Origin of the sequence: Dokdonia sp. Asnod2-E02 (genome assembly GCF_045063915.1) — a bacterium.
Lineage (GTDB): Bacteria > Bacteroidota > Bacteroidia > Flavobacteriales > Flavobacteriaceae > Dokdonia.
Window position 1 is genome coordinate 2,379,401 of the sequence record NZ_JBEFNX010000005.1, and the last position, 23,053, is coordinate 2,402,453.

General features: G+C 37.6%; 27 protein-coding genes. 12 read left to right on the forward strand and 15 right to left on the reverse strand.

Annotated features, from left to right (window positions below; all coding sequences use genetic code 11):
- Nucleotides 1-70 precede the first annotated feature (70 nt).
- The 6 genes from rodA to purH form a co-directional block, all read right to left on the reverse strand.
- On the reverse strand, nt 71-1,330 hold the full coding sequence (gene rodA / locus ACJJVM_RS10755; RefSeq protein WP_405211675.1) for a rod shape-determining protein RodA: 1,260 nt from the start codon (nt 1,328-1,330) through the stop codon (nt 71-73).
- The gene (mrdA, locus tag ACJJVM_RS10760) at nt 1,330-3,198 is read right to left on the reverse strand and encodes a penicillin-binding protein 2 (RefSeq protein WP_405211676.1); all 1,869 of its coding nucleotides are present in this window, start codon (nt 3,196-3,198) and stop codon (nt 1,330-1,332) included. The genes rodA and mrdA overlap by 1 nt, the downstream gene beginning before the upstream one ends.
- Entirely contained in the window at nt 3,195-3,701 is a 507-nt protein-coding gene (locus ACJJVM_RS10765) for a hypothetical protein (protein ID WP_035325432.1), read from the reverse strand. Before ACJJVM_RS10765 ends, mrdA begins: the two co-directional genes overlap by 4 nt.
- On the reverse strand, nt 3,691-4,536 hold the full coding sequence (gene mreC, locus ACJJVM_RS10770) for a rod shape-determining protein MreC (RefSeq protein ID WP_405211677.1): 846 nt from the start codon (nt 4,534-4,536) through the stop codon (nt 3,691-3,693). The genes ACJJVM_RS10765 and mreC overlap by 11 nt, the downstream gene beginning before the upstream one ends.
- A 14-nt stretch (nt 4,537-4,550) precedes the next feature.
- On the reverse strand, nt 4,551-5,579 hold the full coding sequence (locus ACJJVM_RS10775) for a rod shape-determining protein (protein ID WP_021778220.1): 1,029 nt from the start codon (nt 5,577-5,579) through the stop codon (nt 4,551-4,553).
- 109 nt (nt 5,580-5,688) lie between these two features.
- Entirely contained in the window at nt 5,689-7,221 is a 1,533-nt protein-coding gene (gene purH / locus ACJJVM_RS10780; RefSeq protein ID WP_405211678.1) for a bifunctional phosphoribosylaminoimidazolecarboxamide formyltransferase/IMP cyclohydrolase, read from the reverse strand.
- A gap of 170 nt (nt 7,222-7,391) precedes the next feature.
- Between purH and ACJJVM_RS10785 the strand changes: the two genes are divergently transcribed.
- Nucleotides 7,392-8,654 (forward strand): ABC transporter permease, encoded by a 1,263-nt coding sequence (locus ACJJVM_RS10785; RefSeq protein ID WP_298347562.1) that lies wholly within the window; start codon nt 7,392-7,394, stop codon nt 8,652-8,654.
- A gap of 76 nt (nt 8,655-8,730) precedes the next feature.
- Here ACJJVM_RS10785 and ACJJVM_RS10790 read toward each other — a convergent pair whose 3' ends face one another.
- Nucleotides 8,731-9,186 (reverse strand): GAF domain-containing protein, encoded by a 456-nt coding sequence (locus ACJJVM_RS10790; protein ID WP_405211679.1) that lies wholly within the window; start codon nt 9,184-9,186, stop codon nt 8,731-8,733.
- 32 nt (nt 9,187-9,218) lie between these two features.
- On the opposite strand from ACJJVM_RS10790, the gene xrtF reads away from it, so the two are divergent.
- The 11 genes from xrtF (at nt 9,219) to ACJJVM_RS10845 (ending at nt 16,249) form a co-directional block, all read left to right on the forward strand.
- Nucleotides 9,219-9,767 (forward strand): exosortase family protein XrtF, encoded by a 549-nt coding sequence (gene xrtF, locus ACJJVM_RS10795; protein ID WP_405211680.1) that lies wholly within the window; start codon nt 9,219-9,221, stop codon nt 9,765-9,767.
- Nucleotides 9,760-10,191 carry an exosortase F system-associated membrane protein gene (locus ACJJVM_RS10800; protein WP_405211681.1) on the forward strand — a complete coding sequence of 144 codons (432 nt, stop codon included), beginning with the start codon at nt 9,760-9,762 and terminating at the stop codon, nt 10,189-10,191. The genes xrtF and ACJJVM_RS10800 overlap by 8 nt, the downstream gene beginning before the upstream one ends.
- 36 nt (nt 10,192-10,227) lie before the next feature.
- Nucleotides 10,228-10,791 (forward strand): DUF3347 domain-containing protein, encoded by a 564-nt coding sequence (locus ACJJVM_RS10805; protein ID WP_405211682.1) that lies wholly within the window; start codon nt 10,228-10,230, stop codon nt 10,789-10,791.
- 42 nt (nt 10,792-10,833) lie between these two features.
- Complete coding sequence (locus ACJJVM_RS10810; RefSeq protein ID WP_298347571.1) at nt 10,834-11,214, forward strand: hypothetical protein; 381 nt, start codon at nt 10,834-10,836, stop codon at nt 11,212-11,214.
- Nucleotides 11,215-11,313: 99 nt separating this feature from the next.
- On the forward strand, nt 11,314-12,345 hold the full coding sequence (locus tag ACJJVM_RS10815; RefSeq protein WP_405211683.1) for a transporter: 1,032 nt from the start codon (nt 11,314-11,316) through the stop codon (nt 12,343-12,345).
- Nucleotides 12,346-12,425: 80 nt separating this feature from the next.
- The gene (locus ACJJVM_RS10820; RefSeq protein ID WP_405211684.1) at nt 12,426-12,842 is read left to right on the forward strand and encodes an HYC_CC_PP family protein; all 417 of its coding nucleotides are present in this window, start codon (nt 12,426-12,428) and stop codon (nt 12,840-12,842) included.
- Nucleotides 12,843-12,982: 140 nt separating this feature from the next.
- Nucleotides 12,983-13,750 carry a hypothetical protein gene (locus tag ACJJVM_RS10825; RefSeq protein WP_405211685.1) on the forward strand — a complete coding sequence of 256 codons (768 nt, stop codon included), beginning with the start codon at nt 12,983-12,985 and terminating at the stop codon, nt 13,748-13,750.
- Nucleotides 13,751-13,763: 13 nt separating this feature from the next.
- Nucleotides 13,764-14,393: a heavy-metal-associated domain-containing protein gene (locus ACJJVM_RS10830; protein WP_299149952.1), complete on the forward strand. Its 630-nt coding sequence runs from the start codon at nt 13,764-13,766 to the stop codon at nt 14,391-14,393.
- Between the two features lies 1 nt (nt 14,394).
- Nucleotides 14,395-15,285 carry an NHL repeat-containing protein gene (locus ACJJVM_RS10835; protein WP_405211686.1) on the forward strand — a complete coding sequence of 297 codons (891 nt, stop codon included), beginning with the start codon at nt 14,395-14,397 and terminating at the stop codon, nt 15,283-15,285.
- Nucleotides 15,285-16,052: a heavy-metal-associated domain-containing protein gene (locus tag ACJJVM_RS10840; RefSeq protein WP_405211687.1), complete on the forward strand. Its 768-nt coding sequence runs from the start codon at nt 15,285-15,287 to the stop codon at nt 16,050-16,052. The genes ACJJVM_RS10835 and ACJJVM_RS10840 overlap by 1 nt, the downstream gene beginning before the upstream one ends.
- The gene (locus ACJJVM_RS10845; protein ID WP_035325413.1) at nt 16,049-16,249 is read left to right on the forward strand and encodes a hypothetical protein; all 201 of its coding nucleotides are present in this window, start codon (nt 16,049-16,051) and stop codon (nt 16,247-16,249) included. Before ACJJVM_RS10840 ends, ACJJVM_RS10845 begins: the two co-directional genes overlap by 4 nt.
- A 117-nt stretch (nt 16,250-16,366) precedes the next feature.
- Here ACJJVM_RS10845 and groL read toward each other — a convergent pair whose 3' ends face one another.
- From groL to ACJJVM_RS10885, 8 genes are all read right to left on the reverse strand, one after another.
- On the reverse strand, nt 16,367-18,001 hold the full coding sequence (gene groL, locus ACJJVM_RS10850; protein WP_021778235.1) for a chaperonin GroEL: 1,635 nt from the start codon (nt 17,999-18,001) through the stop codon (nt 16,367-16,369).
- A gap of 53 nt (nt 18,002-18,054) precedes the next feature.
- Nucleotides 18,055-18,405 (reverse strand): four helix bundle protein, encoded by a 351-nt coding sequence (locus ACJJVM_RS10855; RefSeq protein WP_299149944.1) that lies wholly within the window; start codon nt 18,403-18,405, stop codon nt 18,055-18,057.
- A 35-nt stretch (nt 18,406-18,440) separates the two neighbouring features.
- Nucleotides 18,441-18,716, reverse strand: a complete 276-nt coding sequence (gene groES, locus ACJJVM_RS10860) for a co-chaperone GroES (protein WP_021778236.1) — start codon at nt 18,714-18,716, stop codon at nt 18,441-18,443.
- 165 nt (nt 18,717-18,881) lie between these two features.
- Complete coding sequence (gene secG / locus ACJJVM_RS10865) at nt 18,882-19,226, reverse strand: preprotein translocase subunit SecG (RefSeq protein WP_298347590.1); 345 nt, start codon at nt 19,224-19,226, stop codon at nt 18,882-18,884.
- 6 nt (nt 19,227-19,232) lie between these two features.
- Complete coding sequence (locus tag ACJJVM_RS10870; protein WP_405211688.1) at nt 19,233-20,147, reverse strand: hypothetical protein; 915 nt, start codon at nt 20,145-20,147, stop codon at nt 19,233-19,235.
- Nucleotides 20,147-20,659 (reverse strand): LptE family protein, encoded by a 513-nt coding sequence (locus ACJJVM_RS10875; protein ID WP_298347593.1) that lies wholly within the window; start codon nt 20,657-20,659, stop codon nt 20,147-20,149. The genes ACJJVM_RS10870 and ACJJVM_RS10875 overlap by 1 nt, the downstream gene beginning before the upstream one ends.
- Nucleotides 20,660-20,708: 49 nt before the next feature.
- Complete coding sequence (locus tag ACJJVM_RS10880) at nt 20,709-21,977, reverse strand: sigma-54-dependent Fis family transcriptional regulator (protein WP_298347595.1); 1,269 nt, start codon at nt 21,975-21,977, stop codon at nt 20,709-20,711.
- A gap of 165 nt (nt 21,978-22,142) precedes the next feature.
- A complete protein-coding gene (locus ACJJVM_RS10885; RefSeq protein WP_405211689.1) occupies nt 22,143-23,042 on the reverse strand; it encodes a hypothetical protein in 900 nt (299 codons plus the stop codon).
- Nucleotides 23,043-23,053 lie beyond the last annotated feature (11 nt).

The window sequence follows — 23,053 nt, forward strand, 5'->3', positions numbered from 1 at the left end:
ATAAAAAAGCGAGCAGTGATGCTCGCTTTTTTTATATATTAAAGTTACGCTTTCGCGAAAGCGGAATAACCTACCACTCATTTACTCGATTACCATCTAGCTTTACAAAGATGAATAATAGTATCGTAAAGCCCCAAAGCCCAGAACCTCCATAACTAAAGAAGGGTAGTGGTATCCCCACAGTAGGAAGTAAACCTACCACCATACCTATATTTACTACAAAATGTATAAATAATATACCCGCAACACTATATCCATATATACGAGAGAAGTCATTTTTTTGTTTTTCTGAAAGTTGAATTATCCTTAAGATAAGGAGGATAAAAAGCCCGATAACTAGTGTACTCCCCAAGAAGCCCCACTCTTCACCTACGGTAGAAAATATGTAGTCTGTGTGTTGCTCTGGTACAAACTTTCCTTTAGTCTGCGTGCCTTCTAAAAAACCACGGCCAAACCAGCCTCCGTTTCCTATAGCAATCTCACTTTGTTGTGTGTTATACCCTATACTTTTTGCATCTACTTCTTTGCCTAGTACGATGTTAAAACGATCTCTATGTCGTTGCTCAAAAATGTTTTCAAAAATGTAGTTTACAGAAAAGGCAAAGAGGCAGGCCACAAAGGTAATGCCTAGATAAAGGCGTTTTGACGGACGTCGTTTTCTATTTCTATAAAACAGAAAAGCAGCAATAAGTATTACGGCAAGTGCTACATATAAAGGTCCTATTAATAAGGTGAGGACAAATAGGGTTATGGATGATGCCCCAAGTATAAGATAACTCGCTGCAAGGCCTTCTCTGTACAAAGGGAATATAAACGCCGCATACACAAGTGCACTACCAGGGTCTGGTTGCGGGATGATTATCAAAGCTGGAAGCGCTATAATTGCTAGTGCTCTTACTTGATCACGTATGGTTTTTATATTAGTTTGTATATCACTTAGGTATTTTGCAAGGGCTAGTGCGGTTGCGGCTTTTGCAAACTCACTAGGTTGTAAACTCATAAAACCAAGGTTGTACCAACTGGTCGCTCCAGAAATAGTTTTTCCAAAAACAAATAGAAGTAATAATGAGAGCAGGGAGGCGATATAAATAACACTTGAGAATCGCTCAAAAAACTTAGCCTCTAGAAAGAGTATAAATGAGATGATAAAAAAGCCTAGAAGTATCCAGAGTAACTGCTTGCTATGCAGGTTGTCCATACTAAAAAAGCTGTCTGCCGTAGCATCATAAGACGCCGAGTAGATGTTTATCCAGCCTATACTTATTAAAGCGAGATAAAGCACAATGAGTACCCAGTCAAAACTGCCTACGTTACGAGAAAATTTACCCATTAATAATTAATTCTAAACGGTTCTCCACTTAATGGTTTTGCATATTCTTCTTCTAGAGAGTGGGTGAGTATCCAGTTTTCTAAATCTTTGCGAGTCACTTCTCTATTAATGTATTTTTCAATCATAAGTGATGCGATACGTCCTCCGTACCTAAAGCCCCAATATCCATTTTCTACAAAAATGGCGATGGCTATTTTTGGGTTTTCTCTAGGAGCAAATGCCACAAACGTAGAATGGTCTGTAAGTTGTACCTTTTCTCCATCTATGCGAGCAAAATTTTCTGCAGTCCCTGTTTTACCAGATATTTCTATTCCTGGTACTTTTAAACTAGCAGCTGTCCCGTAATTATAAACATCATTAAGGCCTTGTATAATGGGCTCATAATGCTCTGGCTCTATAGTAGTGTATTTTTTTGTAGCAAAGTCTTTTGGGATAGTATCTGTACCTTCAATTTTTTTGAGAATATGAGGTTTGTAATACCAGCCTCTATTTGCTATGGTTGCAGTAAAGTGAGCCATTTGTACAGGTGTCATAAGTACCTCACCTTGACCTATAGAGTTTGATAGTGTTGCTGCTGCACCCCATCTTCTTTTAGGGTAATTATAGGTTCTATTATACATCTTTGCCGTAGGTATGAGCCCACGTTTACCTATAGGTAAATCATAACCCATAAAATCCCCTAGTCCAAAACTTTTGAGGTGGTTTTCCCAGACTGTTATACCTTCTTGTGGTGTGTCGTATTTGTTTATACTGTTAAGATATGCTGTGCCAAAATACGCATTACACGAGTATGCAATACCATCTATCATACTCACAGGACTACGGTGATGGTGGCATCCAAAGTTTCTGTTTCTACCATAACGCATACCTCCGTGGCAATATACCTTCTCATTAAGGTCCATAGCATCTTCTTGAAGAGCTATAAGCCCAGTGAGTGCTTTAAAAGGAGATCCAGGAGCATATTCTCCTAAAAGTGCTCTGTCATAAAGTGGCTTTGCGATAGAGTCTTGATCTAGTAATGAATAATTTTTTGAACGCTCACGTCCTACCATAAGTGCAGGGTCATAGTTAGGCGCAGTGATAAGGGCAAGTATCTCACCTGTAGCGGGCTCAATAGCGACTATCCCACCTCGCTTACCTTTCATAAGTTCTTGACCATACTTTTGTAGCTCTGCGTCTATAGTGAGGTGTATGTTTTTTCCCTCTACAGGCTCTTTGTCAAGCGCACCTTCTTTGTAAGGACCTATTACTCGATTAAAACGGTCTTTCTGTAGGTACTTAATACCTTTCTCTCCTCGTAAAATATCTTCATACTGCTGCTCAACTCCTTGCCTACCTATAAGGTCGCCACCGGTGTAATAGGGATTTTTATCTATAATCCCTTGATGAACTTCTTGTATGTAGCCTAAAAAGTTTGCTCCAAAATCTACTTGATAATCTCTAAGCGATCTCTTTTGTATAAAGAAGCCTTCATACTTACGCATTTGCTCACCTAAGTAAGCAAATTCACCTTGAGACATTGTAGGTACAATTACAGAGGGGTGTCTAGGAGAATATTTACGTGCTTTGTCTAACTGCTTTACAAGCTTTTCTTTTGTGATATTAAGCAGCTTACAAAGCTGTAAGGTGTCAAAAGGTTTTACCTCACGTGGTATCGCCATAAGATCGTAAGAAGGCTGGTTAGATACTAATAACTTGCCATTACGGTCATAAATACGACCTCGTTGTGGGATTTCATACTGCTTCTTTATAGCATTACTCTCAGACAATACGGCTGCAGAAGTATCATAAACTTGCAGGTAAAAGAGTCTGGATACAAATAGAATACCAGTCGTTAATACAATAAAAAGTAATAAGGCTTTTCTCATTCAATACGTCGGCTGAAAAGGATATTAAATACAATACAAAGTATGATTGTAAAGATACTAGTGACTAACGTTTTGTTTAGGGTGTAGAGTATGTTACTTATGTTAAAAACCTCAAGTAAAAATAAAACAAGATGATGCGTAAAAACCAATATGGATATATAGACAAAACGGCCGTATAAACTCACCTTAGATAGCTTAATGGCATTATATTCATAACTCACCCCAAAAGCAAATCGTAATGTGAGAGGTCTTAAATATGCAAGAAATAAACAAGCCGCAGCGTGTATACCACCACTGTTGCCAAACATATCCATAGTGAGACCCGTTAAAAATGCTATAAATATGTATAGAGACCTATTTGCAGTAAACGGGAATACTAAAAGGAACAACACATATGGATACGGATTAATGTAACCCAAAAAGTTTATGTGATTAAACAGGTAGATTTGCACAAACATAAGCGCTACAAAGCGCACAATATTTTTGAGAACATTATTCTTCATAGTTCTCGTTTTCTAATTGTTCAATCTCTACCCTTGCCTTGTTTTCTATAACATAAACGTGACCTAGGCTGGTCATATCATTCATAAGCTTTACAGATAGGGTGTAAAAGTTTTTACTACTATCGAGGGTGTAATCTTGTACCACACCTACAGGTATCCCTTTCGGGAAAATAGCCGATTTCCCACTCGTCTCAATCGTATCTCCTTTTGTAACAGGTGCCTGTTGTTGCATATCTATTACTTGAACGACATTAGGACTTTTACCGTCCCATTGTAGTGTCCCAAAATGTTCAGAGCCTTTTAATTTTACTTGTGTAGTAAAGTTGGAATTAAGTATAGACAGCACTGTACTATAACTTGATGATGTATTATCTATTATACCTACAATACCTTGGCTCGTAATCACACCTTGATCTTTTTTGATATTACTAGCCCCCCCTCCTTTTAAGGTGATAAAGTTATCAGTCTTTGCGTAGTTGTTATTTATAACTTTAGCTGGGTTGTAAGCATATTGCACTGTGCTATCTGCCGGGATAGGAGAATTTGCTGCTGTAAGGGGTTCTATAGATTCATCGCCAGTTTTTGTGGCGTTCACTATAGTTCTTAAACGTGCATTTTCTTCTAATAACTGCTGGTTGTAGGTTTTGAGATTAAAATAATCTTGCACACTACTTACAGAGCCATATATTCCACCGGTAAACCAGTTTGCAGAGTTTACAAACTTGCTACGATGATACGAGTGTGACTGTATGGTAAATACAAGAGACAGCATTAGTAAAAAAGCAAACAGCAGGAAATTTTTATTCCTGATCAAAAAATTGATAATCTGTTGCATACCTTAAGAGATTTCTATTTTATGAGAACGCTCTTATACTTAGCTAGATTTTTCAAGCATATACCGGTACCTCTTACCACAGCTCTAAGTGGATCTTCTGCAATATAAACTGGAAGGTCTGTTTTTTGAGAAAGACGCTTGTCAAGACCACGTAACATAGATCCACCACCTGCTAGGTAAATACCAGTATTATAAATATCTGCAGCGAGTTCTGGAGGTGTTTGTGATAATGTTTCCATTACAGCATCTTCTATACGAAGTATAGATTTATCTAATGCCTTTGCAATCTCTCTAAAGCTTATTTGTACCTGCTTAGGCTTACCAGTTAGTAAGTCACGACCCTGTACGCTCATCTCTTCTGGCGGTACTTCAAGATCTTCGGTAGCGGCACCTATTTGTATTTTTATTTTTTCGGCACTGCGCTCACCTACATAAAGGTTGTGCTGTGTGCGCATATAGTAGATAATATCGTTTGTAAATACATCACCTGCAATTTTTACAGACTTATCACATACAATACCTCCTAGTGCAATTACGGCAATCTCTGTCGTACCCCCACCTATATCTACAATCATATTACCCTTAGGTTGCATAATATCTACACCTATACCTATAGCTGCTGCCATAGGCTCGTGTATAAGATATACTTCTTTACCATTTACACGTTCTGCACTTTCCTTTACTGCTCGCATCTCTACCTCTGTAATTCCAGAAGGTATACAGATTACCATACGCAATGCAGGTGGAAATAATTTCTTTTTAAGTGCTGGTATTTCTTTGATAAACATTGCAATCATCTGCTCACTGGCATCAAAATCTGCAATTACTCCATCTTTAAGAGGGCGTATGGTTTTGATATTTTCGTGAGTTTTACCTTGCATTTGAGCAGCTTCCTTACCTACGGCAATTATCTTTTTTGTCGTGCGGTCTCGAGCAACTATAGATGGACTATCTACTACTACTTTATCATTGTGTATAATCAACGTGTTGGCAGTACCAAGGTCAATTGCTATATTCTCAGTTAAAAAATCAAAAAATCCCATAGGGTAATCAAAGCGTTATGCGTTAGTTTTTAAGTGTGCTGCTTAAAAGTACAAATATTAGGGTTAACATCACGCTTTCGCGAAAGCGTAATACTAACCCTTTTTGTTATTAATGTTTAAAGTGACGTGTTCCCGTCATTACCATAGATACGTTGTTTTCGTTACAATAGTCTACGGTAAGTTGATCTTTTATTGATCCACCTGGTTGTATCACGGCAGTAATGCCTGCTTTATCTGCAATTTCTACACAATCTGGGAAAGGGAAAAATGCATCACTAGCCATCACAGACCCCTGAAGGTCAAAGCCAAAGGATGTTGCTTTTTCAATAGCTTGTCTTAATGCATCTACACGTGATGTTTGCCCAGTACCACTTGCACAAAGTTGTTTATTTTTTGCAAGTACGATAGTGTTAGACTTAGTGTGTTTACAAATTTTTGATGCAAACAGTAAGTCTTCTAGTTCCTTTTCTGTAGGCTGCGTGTTTGTAGCATTAGTAAGATCTGCAGTAGTGTCTGTTTTATGATCACGTTCTTGTAAAAGTGTCCCGTTAAGACAAGTACGTACTGTCATCTCTGGTAGTACAATGTTTTTTAAAGTAAGAAGGATGCGGTTTTTCTTTCCTTTAAGAATTTCTAAAGCTTCTGGTGTAAATGATGGAGCAATTACTACTTCACAAAATAATTTGTGAATCTCTTGAGCGGTAGGCTCATCTATCTCACCGTTTGCAATAAGTACGCCTCCAAAAGCAGATGTAGGGTCGCCAGCAAGCGCATCTACATAAGCTTGGTGCATTGTATCACGTTGTGCAAAGCCACAAGCATTATTATGTTTTAGTACGGCAAAGGTAGGTGCCTCTCCCTGAAATTCTGAAATAAGATTTACGGCCGCATCTACATCAAGAAGGTTGTTATATGAAAGTTCTTTACCGTGTAGTTTGTCAAAAACTTCGTCAAAATCTCCAAAGAAGAATCCCTTTTGGTGTGGGTTTTCTCCGTAACGTAAGGTCTTACCGTTATTTGCACTTAGTTTAAGTGCTGGTATCTCGTGATCTGCATTAAAGTAATTAAAGATGGCAGTGTCATAGTGAGATGATACAGCAAAACTTTTGGCAGCAAAGCGTTTTCTCTCTGCCATTGTCGTGTTACCATTACCGTTTGTGATAATATCTAATACCTCTGCATAGTCTTCCATAGATGATACACAAAGAGTGTCTTTAAAGTTTTTTGCAGCGGCGCGTATAAGTGAGATACCGCCTATATCTATTTTTTCTATAATGTCTTGCTCTAGTGCTCCAGATGCAACTGTTTTTTCAAAAGGGTATAAATCAACAATAACTAGGTCAAGTTGTGGGATTTCATACTCTGCCATTTCTTTTACATCACCATCGTGATCCTGACGGTTAAGAATCCCTCCAAAAACTTTAGGGTGTAATGTTTTAACACGACCACCTAGTATAGATGGGTAAGAAGTCACATCTTCTACCGGTACCACAGGGATACCTAAATCTTTAATAAATTTTTCAGTCCCTCCTGTAGAATAAAGGGTTACTCCGTACTCGTGAAGTTTCTGAACGATAGGGGCAAGGCCGTCTTTGTGAAATACTGAAATAAGGGCTGCGCCTATTTTTTTTGTTGTGCTCATTGTGAGATTATTGATAGATTTTGTGTCCTCCCTCGCATATGGGATTTTGAAGTGTCAAAAATAGCAATTTCAACACTTTTTGTTAACGCTTTCTATTAACAAAATGGAACTACTTTGTAACAATTTATCTCGAGTGACGTCTTACTCGTATCTTTAGATAAAATCAATCAATGTTTACATATTTTAGAGCCTTAGGGGAGAGTTTTAGATTTGCTGTAAATGCCTTGCGCAATAATAAGACCCGTACCTTTCTTTCATTAATGGGTGTAACGGTAGGAATCTTTTCTATTATAGGGGTGCTAGCCGCTGTAGATTCACTTGAGAAAGATATAAAGGGAAGCCTATCTTCTCTAGATTCTAACTCAATGATAATTTGTCACATTTCTTTTGGTCCTAGTGAGGTGCCACGCTGGAAAAGGGAACGCTTCCCACTTGTGACTTATGATGATTACCAAAACTTACAACGTAATCTTCCCGGTCTAGGTGCCATAAACTACTCGATGAACGTGGCTGCTCAAAAAGTAAGCTACGAAGGCACGGTTATAGAAAGTGTTAGAATAGATAATGCTACAGAAGGATTATATGATATTGAGAGGTTAGAGTTTGAAGATGGTCGTTTTTTTAATGAGCGAGAGTCTGTTAATGGTGCGCCTGTTGCTGTGATAGGGTCTATATTGAGAGATAATCTTTTTGGTGTAGGAGTAAACCCAGTAGGTAAGCAAGTAAAAACATTAAGTAGAAAGTTTACGATTATAGGTGTGCTTAAGAAAGAGGGTATAAACGCCTTTGGAGATTCTAAAGACGAAAAATTAGTAGTGCCCGTAAATATCATACGTAGAATATATGGAGATAATAATAGATCTACATTTCCTACCATAACAATTATCCCAGAGGAGGGAGGTGACCCAGATGAACTTTATGCACTAACCGAACAAAAGATGAGGCAAGGTCGATCTATAAAATCTGGAGATGATAGCAACTTTTTTATCAATAGATTGAGCGGCTTTGCAGATGCGATAGACGGTATAATAAGCATACTTACATTTGTAGGGTGGGGTATAGGTGGTTTTTCACTTCTAGTGGGAGGTTTTGGTATCGCAAATATTATGTTTGTGAGTGTGAAAGAACGTACCAATCTTATAGGTATACAAAAAGCACTAGGAGCAAAGCGTAGGTTTATATTATTTCAATTTCTTTTTGAGTCTATCTTACTTTCTATTTTTGGAGGGCTAATAGGTTTAATAATGGTACAGGTAGTCGTTTGGTTGCTAGATGTTTCAAAAATAGCTGGTGATTTTGAGTTTGTGCTTTCTTTTGATAATATCTTCTTAGGTCTGTTTACGACTTTTGTTATTGGGATTATAGCAGGTATTGTACCCGCTATAGGAGCTTCAAAATTAGATCCTGTAGAGGCTATTAGAACAGGGATGTAGTATTATGTATATAAAATAATAAACCCCTTACTAATTAGATTAGTAAGGGGTTTATTGTTTTAAAGTTATAACGGTCTTATAGAAGAGCAGCAACTTTCTCGTTTACAAACTCTAGAAAATCTTCGTCTGCCTTAGTAAAAGGATCTACTTTATTTGAATCTATATCTATCTGGCCTATATTTTTTCCATCTTTAAAAAGTGGGATTACTATCTCACTCTTAACAGTAATGGAGCAGGCTATATAATTATCTTGCGCCTTCACATCTGGAACTACAAAGTTATCATTAGACTCTGCTACTTGACCGCAAATTCCTTTCCCGAAAGGGATAACTGTATGGTCTGTAGGCTCTCCAGCAAAAGCTTCAAGGTGCAATGTGCGTGCCTCGTGATTTGCCATATAAAAACCTACCCAGTCATAGTAGTCTATATGTTCTTGTAACAGCTCACAAATTGCTGTCATTTTATCCTTTGCACTGCCTTCATTATTTGAGGCAATGCTGCTTACTTGTATTTTTAAATCTTCAAAAGCCATTTTTCTTGTATTTTAGACGTTAAAAACATCCCTTGCTCAAATTAGTCCGCAAATATAAGCCCGTCCTCCGATTTTTAGCCATATTTATAGGAAGTTATTTGGTTTTCGTGTCGCTTTACCAACTATTTTTAACCTATGGAGCTAGTAGTCGCTATTTTCCCGATTATATTACACATAACGTTGCAAAACAAAGTCAGGCATTAATTACTGCTTTTGGGTATGATATGAAGGTAGAACCTAGTACTTGGGAGCCAGCAATGAATCTCACTATGAACGGTAAAACCCTCGCTCGCGTAGTAGAAGGTTGTAATGCCGTAAGTGTGATGCTGCTTTTTGTGTCTTTTATGCTTGCATTTTTTGGAGATGTAAAAAGAACACTACTTTTCATTTTTGGAGGAGTCGTACTTCTCTATGGTATGAATGTCTTGCGCATTGCCTTACTTACAATAGGTATTTATGAATATCCATCATATGCAGATGTACTACACGGCACTATCTTTCCGGCGGTTATTTATGGCACCGTATTCTTGCTATGGCTAGGCTGGATAAACTCGTATAAAAAACCTGTAAAAGATGCATAAGGTATTCTATATGTTGCTAGCTGTGCTATGCCTGTTTGGGTTGCTTTTTATACGCTTTCGCGAAAGCGTACTCTTCTACGATCCTCTCATAGATTATTTTCACGGAGATTATCAAAACACACCACTACCTACTTTTGCAAAAGGGAAGTTAATGGTGCATATATTATTTAGATACTCGTTAAATATGCTGTTGTCGCTGGTCTTGCTCTGGGCTGTCTTTAGAGATAGGGGGATTATTAAGTTTACGGTCGTATTTTATGCAGTTGTTTTTATTGTGCTCAGTATTGTTTACTATATTTTATTACATTACCATACACCCTCTGAGTATATGGGGCTTTTTTATGTGCGCCGTTTTTTAATCCAGCCATTACTTGTTTTCTTATTATTGCCGGCATTTTTTTATTACCGCAAGGTAAATAAGTGAGTACGTTGTATTTTTGCAGGGTTAAAACCCTAGCAAATGAAAAATGTATTTTTTGTAGCCATCGCAATCGCGTTATTTTCTTGTAAGCAACATCAAGAGGCAGAAGTAAAAACAGCACCGTCGCAACATACTGATACGGCAGTAATAACCTCTACTGGAGATCTTAATGTGACAGAAGAGTTTGTTGAGGTGACTTTTAAAACAGAAGAGGCTACACAAGTACATCGTGCTTACTTAAATCTTAAAGGGGCTTTTGTAAATACAGATGCAGAAGATGCAGCATCTGTCGCAAAGGATTTTAGCCAGATGCTTACTGTAGTACCTAGTGCAGAGACTTTTTCTGCTTTAAAATCTAATCTAGATCAAATCGCTACATCTACTAATGTAGATAAGCAACGTGAAGTTTTTGAGGATGTGTCAAAAAGCGTTGAGGTGTACCTTTCTGGTCAACTTGCAACTGGATCACTCATAAAGCAATATTGCCCTATGGCCTTTGAAGGTAAAGGTGCTTACTGGTTATCAGATTCTAAAGAAATACGCAATCCTTACTACGGTGATAAAATGCTTAAGTGCGGCGTAGTAGATAAGGAGATACAATAAGAACTTATTTAATAAATTTCTTATCAATAACAGACCTACCTGTTGAAAGCAATTTACACACTTATACTCTTTTCTATTTTTGCACTACGTCCAGTTATGAACGTAGGCAATGTACTATACTATGAGCTTAATATAGATTATATAGTAGAGACGTATTGTGTAAATAAAGATAAACCCAAGTTACAGTGTAACGGTAAATGTTATTTATCTAAGCAGCTATCACTAGATACTTCAGATAGTAGTAGTGAGAATCTGAGTATACGTATTGTAGAAGCGTTTTACCCCTTATACTTTCAGTCAGAACAGTCATTTACTATCACCTCCTTAGTAAGAAGTTACACTCAGAATTCTTACCCGCTAATAGAGGGTAAAGTAGCCTCATATCAATCTGATATAGATTGGCCTCCTCAACTATCAGTATAGTTAATCACGAGAATGGTACGTATATGTACTGTTCAAAACCTTAAGCATTCCCCATAAAGGGATATGCTCATTTTACTATACAATAATTTACACATAATAATGAAAAATTTTATAATGGCTTTGCTAGCTATAGCAATGACCACAGTATTAAGCGCACAAGAAACTCAAACTCAAAACCCTTGGTCAAGTAATCGTCCAGATGGTCACGCACCTATCTCTGTAATGGGAGATCATACACATAAAAAAGGTGAGTTTATGATTTCTTATAGATATATGAATATGCAAATGAACGACCTCAAAAGAGGGAGTGATGATGTAAGTTTTGAGAGTGTATTACTTCCTAATGGTGGGGAGTATATGGTAACTCCTACAGATATGCCTATGAATATGCATATGCTAGGAGGTATGTATGCCGTATCAAATAAAGTAACACTAGCTGCAATGCTAGGATATACATCTATGGATATGGAGCACCTTACTGCTATGGGAGGAAATTTTGAAACTTCATCTAGTGGCATCTCAGATCTTAAAATCTCTGGTCTAGTTACACTTTTTAATAAAAACAGGCAGCAGCTACACGCAAAGGTAGGTGTCTCACTGCCTACGGGTAGTATAGATGAGATGGACGTAACGCCTGCCTCCATGGGTAATGAAGTTATATTGCCTTACCCTATGCAGTTAGGTAGTGGTACACTAGATGCATTACTAGGTGCGACTTATATCTGGCAGTCAGACTCTTTTTCTGGAGGTAACCAGCTAGATGCTGTTGTGCGCACGGGTACTAATGATCGCGACTACCGTTTGGGTAATAGTTATGCTCTAAATAACTGGGTGGCATACAAGGCAACAGATTGGATTAGTTTTTCTGCAAGAGTAAAAGGAACTGTAGCTTCAGAAATAGATGGTGCAAATCCAGATTTAAATCCGCTTATGGTAATCACTGCAGATACTAGAAACTCTGGTGGTACTTATATAGATGGAGGTCTAGGCTTTAACCTTTATGCAAATAAAGGAACACTCAAAAATGTACGTTTTGGGTTGGAGTTTGCAACACCACTTTTACAAGACGTAAATGGTGTACAGCTTAAACGCAAGGAGACAATTACTGCCGGCTTGCAGTATGCTTTCTAGTAGATTTAATATAGATTTAATATAGATTTAAGAGCCCCTCGTGATGCACGAGGGGCTTTTTTGTATCTTTGTAATAAGATATGAAAGTAATTTTCCAAAATATAATGTCTGTCCTTCTAGCGGTATTAGTGCTAGGGTCTACGATGTCGTTTACGGTGTCAAAGCATTATTGTGGCGAGCATCTTGTTGATGTAAGCATTTTTGGAGAGGCACAAGCTTGTGAGATGCAAGCAGCACTTACTCACAAATATGGTGATGACCATTCTAAAAAAATGGAATGCTGTTCAGATCAAGAAACTGTGCTTGACGCACAAGATGAGCTCAAGCATCACTTTGAAGATTTCTCGCTAGAGAATCTTGAATTTATAGAGGCTTATACGCACACTTACTTATTACTATTTGATACAGTTGTAAAAAAAATAGTAATAACTGACAGGTACTTGCCACCACTTATAACGCAAGATTACCAAGAGCTCTTTGAGCAATACCTAATTTGATTTATTAAAAGTCTCCGCACTGGCGGATGGTCTTTTGCGTATCAATATCTTGATACGCAATTATTTAACGCGTTTTAAATTGAATAAAACGTTTATTTAATTAATTTAACCTCAGTCTTTTAGAGGAAAATCAAATACTAATGAAAAAAATAATTTTCACTACATTGTTGAGTTTAGTGCTTATAAAAGTTCTTGCTCAAGGTCCACCTATAACGGCAGATAAGCCCATAATGCTAGGTGGTAATAGCTTCACTACTAAGACCCTTGCAGAGATAAGAAATAATGACAGAGGCACCGCAGTATATGTACCTGTTATGTTGCATTACTTACCTACGTCTAACTCATTAATAGCACTTCATTTACCATATTTAAGTTATGATCTAGATGATGCGGGTTCTGGCAGCACCCTAGCAGATATAAAAGTACAGGGTAAATACCAGTTTTTTAGAAAGGACGGTACAGGTAGAACCTGGCGTATGGTTGCCAAAACTATTCAAACCTTACCCACCGGTAAGGAGCTAGACTTATTAGAGATTAGCACTGGAGAGTATCAAGGCTATTATGGCATAGTTTCTGGACTAGAAACTTTAAAGTATGGAATCTCAACAGAGATAGGCTATAACTGGGCTCCAGATGGTAATCAAGATGAACTTAGAGCAAAATTTGGCGTAGGGCTACCATTGCTTAAACCGCAATACCCAAACAAGCAAGTCAACCTTTATTTTGAGTACACAAGCTCGTGGCTTACAGATCGAGATTGGTATCAATTACTGTATGCTCAAGGTATACAGTATGCGCTTAAAACGGTCACTTTTGACCTAGCAGTTCAGTTGCCACTCATAAAAGATATTCCAGAAAATAGAGCATTAAACTACAGTGTCTTTTTAGGCACTAGATATACATTTTAAAAAGAAAATACAGATGAAAATAAAAGCAATAATAGTACTCGTAGCGGTTGTGATGGTTTCCGCTTTCGCGAAAGCGCAAAAAACAATGGACACCTTTGAGGTACAAGTAGACGGTCTAGGTTGCCCATTTTGTGCATACGGACTAGAGAAAAAATTCAAAGAATTTAAAGGAATAAAGAAAGTAGCGATAGATATTGAGACAGGAGACTTCTCTTTTCAATACCCATCAGAAAAGAATCTTACAATGCAGGCTGTGGTAAAGCAAGTAGAAAAAGCAGGGTATACACCCATCACTTCAAAAATCACAAGAGCAGATGGTACTATCGAGGCAAATGAAGCAAATACGACAGAGCTCTCTGCAGAGAGTGTAGTAGTGACCCAGCAAGTGCTTGTGGCTGGCAAGTGTGGTATGTGTGAGGCACGTATTATAAATGCTGCAGGTAGCATACCTGGAGTAACTGCCGCTGCCTGGAAGCAAGATCAACAAATGATGAAGGTAACTTACGACAAGAGCCAGGTCACGCTTGATGGTATACAGTCTGAAATTGCAAGAATAGGCCACGACACAAAAGCTCATAAAGCTACAGATGAGGCTTATGCAGACCTACCTGGATGTTGTAAATATGAACGATTAGATCAATAGTATGAAACAGTATATAATTATACTATTGACAGCGATGCTTATAGCCAGCTGTCAAGAAAAGAAACAAACAGAAACACGCTGGGTACATACTAAAACTATTGCTCTAGCAGATGTAAATCCTATAGGTATCGCTCAGGGCGAAAAAGGAATTTGGCTCAGTGATGGAGATCGTAATAGGGTGGTGTTAATAGATAAGAGCGGTGTAATTTTAAAAACCATAGACTCACTAGACAGGCCTATGCACATCGCCTCAGAAGGGCAGATACTTGTTATACCTCAATATGGTAATGATGAGGTATTACGCTTTCGCGAAAGCGAAAAAGAAATCGTTCGTACCCGCGATAGTCTTGATGCTCCAGCTGGGGTAGCGATTAAAGGTGTTGAAGTTGCCATTGCAGATTTTTATAATAACAAAGTGCATTACACCGAAAATTCTAGCGATTGGATCACCTTTGGAAAAGAAGGAAAAGCAGATGGAGATTTTTATTATCCCACAGATGTGCACTTAACAGAAAGTAATATATGGGTTGCAGATGCTTATAATAATAGGCTGCAGGTATTTGATAAAAAGGGCAATCATCTTAAAACCATAGGTGAAGATCAAAAGATGAATGCAGCGACGGGCATCTTTGTATCAGATACTAATGCTTATACAACAGATTTTGAAAACGATAGAGTACTTGTTTTTGATCTAGAAGGAAGTCTTACGCAAGTGCTTGATACAGATATTTCAAAACCTACAGATTTAATTATAATTGATGAGGTGTTGTATGTGACAAATTATAAAGGCAAGTCGTTAAGTCTCTACACCCAGCAAGAAGTTGAAATAAGTAGTCAAGAAGGTCACGATACTCATAATGATCATCACGACCACGAAGATCATAAGGATTAATGAAAACAAGAGTTTATACAATTAAGGGAATGACCTGTAATGGTTGTCGTACTAGCGTAGAGCAGAAGCTTGCCGGAGTTGCCGGCGTCTCGCAGGCTACTGTTTCCTTAGAAAACGAAGAGGCTACCCTTACAATGAACAACGAGGTAACACTTGACCATTTAAAAAGTGCATTGCCAGAAAAGTATCGTATATCATTAAAGAAGTATTCAAAAGCAGAGAGTGAAACGCAAGAGAAGAGCACTGGTGTTTTTGCAAGTAATGAGATTGCTACGCCAGAAGCAAGCGAGTCAAAAATGCAACAACTCAAGCCACTCTTTCTTATCTTTTTGTTTATAACTGGAGCAGCCGTATTACTTCATTTTAAAGATGGTTTGTGGGATCAAGCAATGCTAGATTTTATGGGACTGTTTTATGTTGTTTTTAGCTTTTTTAAATTTTTAGACATTAAAGGATTTAAAACAAGCTTTGCGATGTATGATCCACTAGCTGGTGCAGTACCTGCATATGGTTACGTATACCCATTTATAGAGCTTGCACTGGGACTTATGTTTTTAATGCGATTACATATAGTCATAGCACTTGTACTTACTATTGTCATACTAGGTATTACAACGGTAGGCGTGACTAGAAGTTTGTTGAGTAAGAAAGAGATACAATGTGCTTGTCTAGGCACGGCACTTAAACTACCTATGACAGAAGCAACATTTATTGAAAATGCTATTATGATTGTAATGGCGGTTATAATGCTTACAAACCTTATATGAAAAAGAAACTCACAGCGGTACAAATTTGCACTTTGATTGTATTTACGCTCTACTTAGTCTGGGAGTATAATATGCAGCAATTTATTTCGGTAAACGGATTGTCTAATTCTTTTGAGACACGTCTAGACCTTCTGCTGCTTGTCCCTTTATTGCTTGTTTTGGTGAGTATTTCTATCTGGCAATTTGTAAAGAAGTAATTACGCTTTCGCGAAAGCGTAACAATAACCATAAAAAAACCTCTGCTTTTAAGCAGAGGTTTTTGATTTTTAGAACCACTCCGAGAGTAGCTTATAAATATCTATGGCGATTCGCCATTACATCATCCCTGGCATTCCGCCTCCTCCCATAGGTGGCATTGCTGCTGGAGCATCTTCTTTAATGTCTGTAAGTGCACATTCTGTAGTAAGAATCATTCCAGAAACAGAAGCAGCATTTTCAAGTGCTACACGTGTTACTTTCTTAGGATCGATAATTCCTGCTTTAAGCATATCTGTGTACTCACCATTTTTTGCGTTAAAACCAAAGTCTTTCTTTCCTTCTAGTACTTTAGAAATCACAACAGCTCCTTCACCACCAGCATTAGAAACAATCGTTCTAAGTGGAGACTCAATCGCACGGTTTACGATCTGCACACCAGTTTCTTGGTCTGCATTTTCTGTTTTGATTTTGTCAAGAGATTTCTTTGCACGCACAAGAGCAACACCACCACCGGCAACGATACCTTCTTCTACAGCGGCACGAGTTGCGTGTAAAGCGTCATCTACACGGTCTTTTTTCTCTTTCATCTCAACCTCAGAGGCAGCACCTACATAAAGTACAGCAACTCCACCTGCAAGTTTTGCAAGGCGCTCTTGTAGTTTTTCTTTATCATAGTCTGATGTAGTAGTCTCTATTTGAGATTTGATTTGCCCTACGCGAGCTTTAATCATATCTGAATCTCCAGATCCGTTTACAACAGTTGTGTTGTCTTTGTCTATAGTTACTGTCTCTGCAGTACCTAGCATATCTAGCGTTGTGTTTTCTAGTGTAAAGCCTCTTTCTTCTGAGATTACAGTTCCTCCAGTAAGGATAGCAATATCTTCTAACATAGCTTTACGACGATCTCCAAAACCTGGTGCTTTTACAGCAGCAATTTTAAGAGCACCACGTAGTTTATTTACCACAAGTGTAGCAAGTGCTTCTCCATCTACATCTTCTGCAATGATAAGAAGTGGCTTTCCTGTTTGTGCCACAGGCTCAAGCACAGGAAGTAAATCTTTCATATTTGAAATCTTCTTGTCAAATAGTAAGATGTACGGGCTATCTAGCTCTGCACTCATTTTCTCACTGTTTGTCACAAAGTATGGAGAAAGGAAACCGCGATCAAACTGCATACCCTCTACAACATCTACATACGTTTCTGTTCCTTTTGCTTCTTCTACAGTGATAACACCTTCTTTACCTACTTTTCCAAAAGCTTCTGCGATAAGCTCTCCTATCACTTCATCATTGTTTGCAGAGATAGATGCTACTTGCTTTATCTTGTCTGAAGAGTTGCCCACTTTTGCAGTTTGCTTTTCTAGATCTGCAACGATAGCCTCTACTGCCTTATCAATACCTCTTTTAAGATCCATTGGGTTTGCACCAGCAGCTACGTTTTTAAGTCCTTCTGTTACGATAGCTTGTGCAAGTACTGTTGCTGTAGTAGTACCGTCACCAGCAAGGTCATTAGTTTTTGAAGCAACTTCTTTTACCATCTGTGCTCCCATATTTTCAAGAGCATCTTCTAGTTCTATTTCTTTTGCTACAGTTACACCATCCTTTGTTACGTGTGGCGCTCCAAAAGATTTTGAAATAATCACGTTACGACCTTTAGGTCCCAAAGTAACTTTTACCGCGTTTGCAAGTTTATCTACACCACGCTTTAATCCGTCGCGTGCTTCTATATTAAATTGAATGTCTTTTGCCATTTTCTTTTGCTTTCGCGAAAAGCTTTATGCTGTATGCAATAAGCTTTAAGCTGTTATTTTAATTTTTGTTTTAAAGAATAAATCTTCTGTTTAATAATGTTCACCTTTGAATTTAGATTTTCAAAATGTTCATCATTTATATATTGAAGATCTTTTGATAGAATAAGTAAATATTCTGTTTCGCTTGCCGATCCCATTGCTATTGTCAGAAAGCGGTTGAATTCTGCATCACTATCTCTACCACACCCTTCAGCAATATTTGTAGGTATAGAGGCAGATGCTCTTCGTATTTGTGATACAATGCCATAACTTTCATTTTGAGGAAATTCTCTAGAAACAGTATAAATATCTAAAGTAAGTTTGTGGCTTAACTCCCATATATTATACTTTCTAAAATCTCTCATAGCCTAAAGCTTATAGCATATTGCTTATTGCGGTATTATACAATCGCAAGGATATCATCCTCTTTCATAATCATATAATCTGCACCGTCAAATTTTAGTTCACTACCTGCATACTTTCCGTATATCACAGTGTCACCTACTTTAACCGTCATCGTATGATCTTTTGTTCCAGATCCTACAGCAACTACTTTACCTCTTTGTTGTTTTTCTTGTGCACTATCTGGAATATATAAACCAGATGCTGTTTGAGTTTCTGCTGCTACAGGCTCTATTACAACGCGGTCTGCTAATGGTTGAATTTTAATTGCCATTGGTATTTAATTTAAGTTATAAAGTTTGATTCTAGTTGTAACCTCTGTAAGTTACGCTAGCGTAAGTGGCAGAAATTATGCCAGTGATTATGCACTGACAAATTTGCATAAAACAAAAAAAGCCAGCTGTAAAGCTGGCTTTTTTAAATATTATAATGGGAAGATTTACTGATCTCCTCCGTCTGTATCTGGTAAGCTTACCGGTGCTGGTGCAGGAGTAGATTGCTCTACAGCATTTGCATCAAATACTTGAGACTCTCCTGTTACAGATCCGTCAAAAATAGTAAGGTTGCTAGCAAGGATAAGTACTAATAATATAGTTGCAAGAGCCCAAGTTGCTTTATCAAGAAAGTCTGTAGTTTTTTGCACACCACCCATTTGCTGTGTACCTCCGCCTCCAAAAGAAGAAGAAAGTCCACCACCTTTTGGGTTTTGTACCATAATAACTACTACTAGTAGAAATGCTACAATAACGATCAGTGCTAAAAATATATAAAACGTAGTACTCATAATATTTTAATCTTTTTGTTCTTCGAGTTGTTCTACTGCTCGAATTTGGTCTGCAAAGAAACCACTTTTTTCTGGATATTTCAAACTTAAAATGCGGTAAGCTTGTTTTGCTTTTTTAAAGTTCTTTTGCTCTACATAAACTCGAGCTAAAGTCTCTGTCATCAACGACTCAGAAGAATATGGTAATTCTTTAATAATCTTCTTTTTTTCTGACTTGGCAGGTTTTAATGCGCTTATTTTGGGATTTGTTTCTATAAAAGAATCTATGATTTTGCGCTTGCGCTCCTTGCTATTATCTTCTTGTACAGAAGTTTGGGTTTCGTTAGTATCTTCACTTTTAGGTGTTGCAATAACCTCTTTAGTGTTGTTGGTTTTTGTTTGAACTGTCTCATCTTGAGAGCGATCAATAGGAGTGAAGCTTGAGAGCTGTAACCACTCACTAAAAGAGTGTGCCTCAGACTTAGTAAACGGTAATGGTTTCCCTACTAGCAGGGTCTCTTCTGCTCTTGCTCTTGTCATCTCAGAGTCTACTTTTTCTACAAAGAGATCTGGGTCTAATATTTTTGAAGCTTTGGCTTGTTCTTCTTCATCAAGTATAGTAGAGACGTCTTCTATATCTGTGATAATAAGGTTGCGTAGTGCCGTCTCTTGCTCTTTGATTTGTGCGCTTACGTCATTTTGTAAAAAACGCTCTGACGTAATGTAGTCAAAAAGCACAGCTCTGTCAGACGTGTGGCTAGCAGTACGCTTTAGGGCCTTGTTATAAGCAAAGCTTTCTTGGTTTTTTAATCCTTTGAGGTAGAGTGCTTGAGCACTCTGAAAAAATGGAAATGCATCTACGATATCACGTAAAGTTGCAGTTTCTTCTGCCGTGATTTTATCTGGATGTTCAAGCAGGTATGTGTATTGCTCTGTATTCATTACCAGCGTGCAAGTGATGCATTAAAAACATCTTGAGTTATACGTTCATAAATCTCATCTATAGCGGTATCTAGCACGCTACCTACGGGTTGAGCCGTGCCGGTAAAGTCAGAAAAGAAAGAAAATCTACGCTCAAAGTCATATTCACCATCTGTTTGTGTGTTGTTGTAAAAACGTACGTTTATAGTAATGGTTAATCTGTTTTGAGCAGCTGTGTTTTCTGAGGTTGAAGCTTGTGGCGCAATATAGTACTCTACAATCTCGCCTTCATAAATAACGTCTGCATTACTATTTGTTAGCACTAGTGGAGACTGGTTTTGTATGATGTCCCTAAGTTGCTCTGTAAACTCACGGTCTATACCGGGCTCTACAATGGCCGCTTCATTTTGAAAAAAGCGAACTTCAAAAGTTTCTTCATTTACAATAGAAACTCCACTTAGAGAGTACACACCACAACTCTGGAAGCCAAGTGCAAATAAGATAATAAGTAAGGTGCTTTTTATAGAATTCATATGTAGATAACGAAGATGCGGTTTAAAAATTGAATGTACAAGCCTAAGGTTATAGATCAAACTGTTTGATTTTTCTATAAAGTGTGCGCTCGCTTATACCTAGTTCTTGTGCGGCAGCCTTACGTTTTCCTTTGTGACGCTCTAGTGACTTCTTTATAAGTTCCAGCTCCTTGTCGTGTAGTGATAAAGTTTCTTCCTCTTCTATCTCCTCTGCAAAGTGATATGGATCTATTACTGGCTCTGTAGGAGGTGGGGTAGGAGCTTGTTGTGATTTTTGAGGTATCTGTAATACATCCATCACTTCTTCTACTGTCTCATAAGAGTCGTCTTGATCATCATTATAAATCTTGTTTATAAGACTTTCATTCTCCTGGCGTACATCTTGCGTGTTGCCATTTTTCATAAGCTCGAGCGTGAGCTTTTTAAGATCATTTAAGTCGGCTTTCATATCAAAAAGCACTTTGTAAAGAATCTCTCGCTCGTTAGAAAAGTCTGACTTTTCTTGTGATTTTATAACCGCAGGAAGTCTAGATCCTGTATCTGGTAAATAGTTTCTTATAGTTGTAGCGTCTACCTCGCGGTTAGTCTCAAGTACAGATATCTGTTCAGCTACGTTGCGTAGTTGTCTTATATTACCACTCCATCTATATTGCACGAGTAGTTGTATAGCCTCATCACTTAGGCGTATGGTAGGCATCTTATACTTCATAGCAAAGTCTGAAGCAAACTTTCTAAACAATAAGTGTATATCGCCTTTGCGCTCTCTTAATGGTGGCAAAGCAATATCTACAGTACTTAACCTGTAATATAAATCCTCACGAAATTTTCCTTCTTCAATGGCATCAAACATCGCTACGTTTGTTGCAGCGACAATGCGTACGTCTGTTTTTTGTGTTTTTGAAGATCCTACTTTTAAGAACTCTCCATTTTCTAAAACTCTTAAAAGGCGCACTTGTGTAGGCAGCGGTAATTCTCCTACTTCATCTAGAAAAATGGTACCACCATCTGCCTCTTCAAAATAGCCACTTCTAGTGGAGGTAGCTCCTGTAAAAGCTCCCTTCTCGTGGCCAAAAAGTTCACTATCTATCGTTCCTTCTGGAATTGCTCCACAGTTTACGGCGATGTACTTATTGTGTTTTCTATGTGAAAGCGAGTGTATAATGCGTGGGATACTTTCTTTACCTACCCCAGACTCTCCCGTGACAAGTACAGATATATCAGTAGGCGCCACTTGTATTGCTTTTTCGATTGCACGATTAAGCCCAGGGTTATCTCCTATAATACCAAATCTTTGTTTTGTGGTTTGTATTCCTTCCATAATTACTTAACTCGTTTGTCGTGTCACAGCGCTCGCTTGTGATGGTTGTTTTTACGCTTTCGCGAAAGCGTAATTAAGCCCTTTAAAATGTATTAGTCTACTCCTTAATTTTAAAGCTTATTTCTATCTCTTATAACGCCTTTAAGAAACAGTTTTTTAATTCAATTAATGATACTCAAATGTTGATTCTGCCCTGAGTGTTTCACCATTAATCTGCATTCTCGTGGTAGGGTAATCTAAATCATTATATTCATATTCATAAAAAATACTGCCTTGCGATTGGTTGAAAAAGTCAGTAACATCCACTTGTGTCACGTTATTTTGAGATAAATATGTAATCTGTCTAAAGTCTCCTAATTCTAAAAACTGCAGGTTTAAATGCAAACCTATATTTTGAGGCAATCCTTTTCTGTAGGGATTGATTTTTTGATCATAATAAAAAATTTGATCTTTTCTAGGAGTAAGTTCACCTGTACCTTGGTCAATTCTTTCTGTAAAAACTCTTGTCGTATTATTTCCAGTATACTCATATGTAGTTCTAGATAAAATCTGACCACTAGAATTATCAATAGTTTCTGTTGAAATTATCTTAGAATAGCTGTCATCTTCAAATGTATAAACGTTTCTAAAGTAGAAGTCTTCATCATCAAATAAATCTCGACCTTGTAAGGTGATATTGTTGTTATCGTATGTTACTAGTGTTTCTGTAGCTCCAGTGTCTGTAGAGCTCATAGTTTTTGTCCAAATATTATTTTCATAAACATATTGAGGATTTGGAGTATTATAATATAGAAGATTTCCATTTTCATCACGAAAAAATTCAGATACATCTCCATAATTTTCTAATGTCACAATACGGCCTTCTATATCAAAACTAGCAACCCTAGGAGGGTTGTCAGTTGTCACAACATTTCTACTCACGGTTTTCAAAATCAGTTCAGGAATTTCTACAACTTCCATTTCAGATTCCTCTTCTGCAACATCAGGAGTCGGGGTTTCGTCATTTTGAGAACAAGAAAAAAAGAGGATAACAATAAAAAATAACCTAAAAGTAAAATTTTCCATAATAATTAGTT